Annotated in this window: 6 protein-coding genes; 3 read left to right on the top strand and 3 right to left on the bottom strand. The window is 45.9% G+C overall.

Features of this window, described 5'->3' with window-relative positions:
- The 3 genes from nadB to JGK16_RS23020 form a co-directional block, all read right to left on the bottom strand.
- Window positions 1-1,653, bottom strand: a complete 1,653-nt coding sequence (nadB, locus tag JGK16_RS23010) for an L-aspartate oxidase (RefSeq protein ID WP_293203423.1) — start codon at window positions 1,651-1,653, stop codon at window positions 1-3.
- 587 nt (window positions 1,654-2,240) lie between these two features.
- Window positions 2,241-2,675 (bottom strand): photosystem II complex extrinsic protein PsbU, encoded by a 435-nt coding sequence (gene psbU / locus JGK16_RS23015; RefSeq protein WP_293185315.1) that lies wholly within the window; start codon window positions 2,673-2,675, stop codon window positions 2,241-2,243.
- A gap of 202 nt (window positions 2,676-2,877) precedes the next feature.
- Complete coding sequence (locus JGK16_RS23020; RefSeq protein ID WP_293185317.1) at window positions 2,878-3,861, bottom strand: adenylate/guanylate cyclase domain-containing protein; 984 nt, start codon at window positions 3,859-3,861, stop codon at window positions 2,878-2,880.
- Between the two features lie 463 nt (window positions 3,862-4,324).
- Here JGK16_RS23020 and hisF point away from each other — a divergent pair, with 463 nt between their 5' ends.
- From hisF to JGK16_RS23035, 3 genes are all read left to right on the top strand, one after another.
- Window positions 4,325-5,095, top strand: a complete 771-nt coding sequence (gene hisF / locus JGK16_RS23025) for an imidazole glycerol phosphate synthase subunit HisF (protein WP_293185318.1) — start codon at window positions 4,325-4,327, stop codon at window positions 5,093-5,095.
- 452 nt (window positions 5,096-5,547) lie between these two features.
- Window positions 5,548-6,210: a transposase gene (locus JGK16_RS23030; RefSeq protein ID WP_293203424.1), complete on the top strand. Its 663-nt coding sequence runs from the start codon at window positions 5,548-5,550 to the stop codon at window positions 6,208-6,210.
- The gene (locus tag JGK16_RS23035) at window positions 6,203-6,583 is read left to right on the top strand and encodes an IS200/IS605 family accessory protein TnpB-related protein (RefSeq protein ID WP_293185320.1); all 381 of its coding nucleotides are present in this window, start codon (window positions 6,203-6,205) and stop codon (window positions 6,581-6,583) included. Before JGK16_RS23030 ends, JGK16_RS23035 begins: the two co-directional genes overlap by 8 nt.
- Window positions 6,584-6,782: the final 199 nt, after the last annotated feature.

A 6,782-nucleotide genomic window follows, 5' to 3' on the forward strand; every position in this document is an offset into this window, starting at 1 on the left:
TCAAAATTCTATGGGCCCAGATTTGTACCAATGCGATTGGTTAATTAAAGTGTGACTGCACCAATCTCGATCGGTCAGGGGATAGTCCAGCCGGTAGTGACCGCCGCGACTTTCCGTGCGAAACGCAGCACTTTTGAGAATTAAGTAGCCAATATCCAATAAATTGCCAACTTCCCCCCAATTTCGCAAAACCGAGCTATTTTCGGCATCAGCGGGCGAAAAATCGATCGCTTGTCCGGGCCGTAAATTATCAAGTGCTTGACTCAAAGCCAAAGAGGAAAATTCTTGCCGCCACATCTCAACTTGGACGATCGCACTTTCCAAATCCCTTTGTCCCCGACAAATTCCCGCACTCTGCCACACCAAACTCGGCAATTGGATTCGCAATTTTTCGATCGCCTCAATATCCTGTTGTGAAACCGATTTTTCCAAGATTTCCCCTGCATCTTCCTCCTCTGGTAAGGCTTCGGACTTTTTACCTTCTAACTGCAAAAGTCCCATTTGCGCGCCAAAAACCAGACATTCCAGCAGTGAATTGCTCGCCAACCGGTTAGCGCCGTGTACCCCCGTACTCGCAGTTTCTCCCACCGCATACAAACCCGGAATCGAAGTTTGGTTGAACTTGTCAGCCACAATTCCCCCCATCCAGTAATGGGCGGCGGGCGTCACCGGCACAGGTTCGGCAAAAATATCAATTCCCCAATCAGCGCACACTTGAATAATATTCGGAAACCTGTAGCGCAGTCGATCGCAGTCGATCGGGCGCAAATCCAGCCAAACATGAGGTTCCCCCGTCTTCTGCAAGTGGCGGAAAATAGCGCGGCTGACAACATCCCGAGGCGCGAGTTCCCCGCTGGGGTGAGAGTCAAAAGCAAAGCGATATCCCTTGCTGTCAACTAAATGAGCCCCTTCTCCCCGCACCGCTTCGCTAATCAGAAACCGAGGCGCGCCCGCTTTGCTGAGGGCTGTCGGGTGAAACTGCACAAATTCTAAATCTCGCAGCAGCGCCCCGGCGCGCCACGCAATGGCTACCCCGTCCCCGGTACTTACCGACGGGTTGGTTGTTTGAGCAAAAACCTGTCCGCCGCCGCCTGTAGCCAGCACTACGGCGCTAGCCCGCAGCCATTTGACTTGGGAGTCGCAAATTGAGCTAATTCCCTGACACCGCCCGGTTTTGTCTAGCCACAGACTCAAAGCAAAGGCTGGGGATACGAGTTGAATGTTTTTGCGGTTTAATACTTTTGCTGTCAGGGTACTGACAACGGCTTTTCCTGTGGTGTCGGCGGAGTGGAGCACTCGGCGGCGGGAGTGGGCGGCTTCTAGGGTGAGGGCTAAATCTGGGCCAGTGCGATCGAATGCAACGCCCATTTTTACCAGGGAGTCTATGCAAGCAGCAGCTTCTTCGACTAAAAATTGCACTGCTTCTAAATCGCAAAGACCTGCTCCCGCAGCCAGTGTATCCTGAACGTGGAGTGCTGCGGAATCTTCTGGGGCGATCGCTGCGGCAATGCCTCCTTGAGCCCAATCGCTTGCAGAAACAGGCATAATATTTTTATTAATCAAGCCTACGTGCAAATGTTCTGGTAGACAAAGCGCCGTGTACAAACCGGCTGCGCCAGCACCTATCACCAATACGTCAAATTTGTCAGTCATAAGTCAGCCGATTTTAGATTTTAGATTTTAGATTTTAGATTTTAAAATTAACTTTACAGATGAATCAGGGGAAAATAAATTTCGATTTTATATTTCATATTTTAGATTTTATATTGAAATCTACAGATGATTCAAGGAGCTATAACTGTCAAGTTTAGCTTGAATAATTGAATTTTAATCTACAGATAAATCTCGATTTAAACTAATATCTACTAATTTTTTCTTTTTACCAAAAATAATTGGTTGAAAGCCTCTCCCCGATCGGGAGAAATAAAAATCAGACTATTCATTACTCCAATCCTCTTCCTTCTAGGTAGAGGTCGCTCTCAAACTGTCAACTGTCAACTGTCAACTATCAACTGTTGAAAACATCGGAGGCTGGTATGTGTCTTTTGGTGCGAGCCTTTGTGAAGGCATTCGTCAGCCGGAACAGAAGCCATGAGCCATGAACCATAAGCCAAAATTCATGAATTAACAAACCATAGTTCCGACTCATGACTAATGACTCATGGACTCATGAGGGCGGGCACGGGGGCACCGCCCCTACTGACTAATAACTCATGGCCTCAAAAGAGGCTCACTGCTATCTAGTCGTAGAGACCATTATTCAACCTGGTGTCTCCTTCAATAAAGACTGATTCGACATCAGTTACGGTGAATTTGTCCAAATTAGCTTGCAGCACCTTTTTTTGAGCTTCCGTCAAGCCTGAAATGTTGAGTACGTCCTCAACTTTTTCGTAAGGAGCATTCTTAATAATTTGTCCAGCTAAAGTGGGATACAACCCTCGAAAGTCGCGAAAGTCCCGGACGGCGCTGTTGTTCAAATCAAGTTTTTTGCCGTATTCTGTGGCAAGCTTGTCATCGGCGCGATTGGTTCTAGCCGGAACATCAACTGCTATGAGCGAGGCTGATGGCAAGGCGATACGGCTCAGGTTCGCCGCGATCGCGCTCATGTCTCCAGCCCATGCAAAGCAGCCCAGCACTAAGCCCAATACTGCCAATAGACGACCCAATCGTTTCATGAAGTTTTGTCTCCCAATTTCATACACAGCATTTATGTAGAGACTACCATTTTGCTTATGCAGTTTTTCAGATAAATCCCCAGCAGGCCGAGGACTGTTAACAAAATTTACATCCAAGAATTGACATTGCTCTCAATATATGCTATGCAACGTAGTTGAGACGATCGATTAATTTTTGGCTGCACACCCAATTTTCTAGCTATCAAGAACTCTTTCCTTTCCTTTTGAGAAAAGCGTTCAAGTCAGTATAATTACTGCCGTAAGTCACGCTGGGAGTGTCGTAACCCTTCAAAGTAACGATGTGCTGCTCGAAAGCTTCTTGGGCGCCCAATTCCGTCAGGTATTTGTAGGTTGTTTCTCCCACGGCAATATCCTTGCCGATATCCTTGGTGCAAGACTCTAGGCGAAATGCGGCGTTTACAGTGTCTCCCAAGGCGGTGTAGTCCGATCGATCGCTGCTGCCGGAATTTCCCACCATTGCATAGCCAGTATTGATTCCAGCCCCAACTCGCAACGGAAAAGGCAGGGGGTAACGGCTGCTGAGTAAATCAGTTGCCTTGTGCAGTTGGCTTAAAGCTTGGCAAATCCGCATCATTTCTTCGCTGCTGACGCCGCTTGGTTTGTGGAACCAGACAGCCATGATGGCATCGCCGATGTATTTGTCCACCCAACTGCCATGTTCGCGAATGATGTGTCCGGCTTTGCGGAACCAATTGCCGATGACTTCCGAGAGGATGGTTTCGTCTAGCTGTCTAGTCAAAACTGTAAAGTCTCGGATGTCCATTACCATGACAGTAATCAGGCTGCGTACCGTCAAAGTAGCTGTAAAATCTTCAGAGTCTGTGTCGTGCAGGCGATCGAGCCGGCGCCCTCCGGTTGGGTTATGGAAGTCCAACTCGGTTTGACCGAAAATAATTCGATCGCCATTTCTGAGAGTGACAGGAATACTCACCCGCCGCCCGTTGACAAAGGAACCGTTGCGGCTGCCCAAGTCGATCAGGTAAAACTCTCCGGTCTCCATTTGCTGTAACATCGCGTGATTTCGGGAAATCCAGCGATCGGTCAATACAAAATTATTGTCATCATTTCGCCCTACTGTCCAGCAATTGCTGCCGGAGAGCGGCAAGTAGCGATTGCCGCTTTCTGTACGAAGTAACAAATGTGGATTGGCTTGCAAAGTCACCACAGCCCTAGAAACAACATCAAGTCAACCGATTTGAGGTTTTCAACTTTAAATTTTAACTTTAGTACGCGGCTCATAACTAAGATTGCCACTAAAAACCTGAAATCGGCTGTTCTAAAAATTTAAAATAGTTTAGTCGATCGATGCACCGAACCCATAAAGCATTGCCAAATTACCGCCTGATAACCACCGAAGGTAGTTACCGCTCGATCATAGGCCAAAGCGTAATATTTTGCACGCCAAAGATGTACCTAGGCAGTTGCATTGGCTGCTTTTTGGCAAAATATAACTTAATTTCTGCTTCTGTTGCCAAAAAAAAAGCTGGACAATGGTTCTCGTCTCAGACAACCCTGTGGTTACACACAAGCTATCTTTGAGATTTGTTGCTACACTTCCACTTTTTGAAGAGTCCAACAAAACCTTTTCCTCGCTGCGGCGCTGAATCAATTAGAAACACGAGAATTTTATGTTGTCGAAAAGAATTTTGCCTTGTTTGGATGTGAAAGCTGGCCGTGTGGTCAAAGGTGTGAATTTTGTCAACCTTAAGGATGCTGGGGATCCGGTGGAAATGGCTCAGGTATACAATGATGCGGGTGCTGATGAGTTGGTGTTTCTGGACATTACGGCGACTCACGAAGACCGGAACATTATGATTGATGTGGTGTACCGGACTGCCGATCGAGTATTTATCCCTTTGACGGTGGGTGGCGGCATCCAATCCTTGGACACCATTAAAAGTTTGTTGAGGGCGGGCGCTGATAAGGTAAGTATTAATTCAGCGGCAGTGCGCGATCCGAGTTTGATTGACAAAGCGAGCGATCGATTTGGCAATCAATGTATTGTATTGGCGATCGACGCTCGCAAACGCCAAGATGCGGACAATCCCGGTTGGGACGTGTACGTGCGCGGAGGGCGTGAAAATACAGGCTTAGATGCGATCGTCTGGGCCAAGGAAGCCGAAAAGCGCGGCGCCGGCGAAATTCTAGTGACAAGCATGGACTCTGACGGCACTCAAGCCGGTTACGACTTATCATTAACCCGCAGCATCGCCGAAGTTGTAGAAATTCCCGTGATTGCTTCCGGCGGCGCCGGCAACTGTCACCACATCTACGAAGCCGTGACGGAAGGCAAAGCAGAAGCAGCCTTACTGGCTTCCCTGCTGCACTACGGGCAACTTAGCGTCGGAGAAATTAAGACTTATCTAGCAAAATGTCAAGTTCCCGTGCGGCAACAGTAGTTCTTTGCATCAGCAAGATTGGTAACAGGCTTTCTGGCCTGTTCCACATCAGCAATAGGCTTTCTCGCCTGTTCCGCGATAATTAGATTTTCCTGTGGGGTGGGCGAGAGGACTCACCCAAAGGCGATCGTTACTGCTGCAAATAGTGCCTGATGCCAGGTGCATTAAACAGCAGAATTTTGTTGATTTTACCTTCAGATAACAGTTTAAGAAAAGCATACAACCAAAGACAAGCTGAAAACTCATAAAAATAATACGGGATGCGGGAAACGAGCGAGACTTTAGTCCTGAGAGGGAAGTGGCACGAGGGAATGAGAGTCCCCGTCTTCTTTCTTTCTTTCTTTCTTTTTAAATATTTTGTTGATTGACCTTGAGATATCTAGTATAATAACTGAAAGTAGACAAATCAACCAATATTCAGGAAAACAGAGGTGACTAAAACCCAAAAAACAATGGGAGTTCAGCAAGTATTACTGTCTCCAACCAAAGAAATTAAAGCATTGTTGGAGTATCTCTGCCAACAATCAGGTAAACTGTACAACAGTGGGGTTTATTTGGCTCGTCAAACTTTTTTTAAGACCGGAAAACTGTTGACGGGAAAATTCGACTTATCTTTTGAATCGTCAGTTGCCAAATCAATGGTTGCTAAGTCGTTGCCATCAACACCAATGCAGCAAACATTGATGTCAGTCACAGAAGCCTTCAAATCTTTTAAAGAAGTAAGAGATTTGTACATCAAAGGTCAATTGCATTTCAAGCCCAAGCCACCGGGATACCTGACAGGTTCTAAGTTGTTCAAAGTTGTTTATCCTAATTCGGGAGGGTTAAGACCGAAACTTGTTGGCAATCAGTTAAGATTTTCCTTGGGTTTAACAGTAAGGCGATGGTTTGGAGTTTCTGAATTCTTTTTACCTATGCCATCGAATCTGGATTTTTCCAAAGTGAAAGAGTTTACGATTCTCCCTAAGAATGGTGCTTTTTATCTGGAAATATCCTACGAGGTTGAAAAACAACAACATAATCTGGACATTGGTCAAGCATTATCAATTGACTTGGGAACTGCTGATAATAAAGCCAGCTTGTGTCGATACATTAGGAAATTCTTTTTTGATTGATTCTCGTGCAATGAAAGCGATGAATCAATTGTGGAACAAGAAAGTAGCAACTAGACAAGAAGGAAAGCCAGAAGGTTATTGGGATAATTGGTTAGACCGTGTTACCCGAAAACGTAATCACCAAATGCGTGATGGTATCAATAAGGCTGCCAAGTTGATTGCTAACCATTGCCTTAAATCTGGAATTGGCACACTGATAGTTGGGTGGAATGAAGGTTTTAAGTCTAACAGTAATCTAGGTAAAGTGAACAATCAAAAGTTTGTTCAAATGCCTTTAGGTAAACTCAAAAATAGATTAAAAGAACTGTGCGATTTGCACGGTATCAGGTTTGTTGAAACAGAAGAAGCATATACATCGAAAGCTAGTTTTTAAGGGTGGTGACTCCCTACCCAAATATGGTGAAAAGCCATCTGGGTGGAAAGCATCTGGAAAACGAATTAAACGTGGCTTGTATCGATCAGCAAATGCTTCGATTGTGAATGCAGACTTAAATGGTGCTGCCAAGTGCGATTCGTTCAGTCGAAACCGAGAAATCGGGGGATGACTGGCTTCTACAGGGTAATCCATCAGG

The sequence above is a fragment of the Microcoleus sp. PH2017_09_SFU_O_A genome (assembly GCF_020738625.1).
Lineage (GTDB): Bacteria > Cyanobacteriota > Cyanobacteriia > Cyanobacteriales > Microcoleaceae > Microcoleus.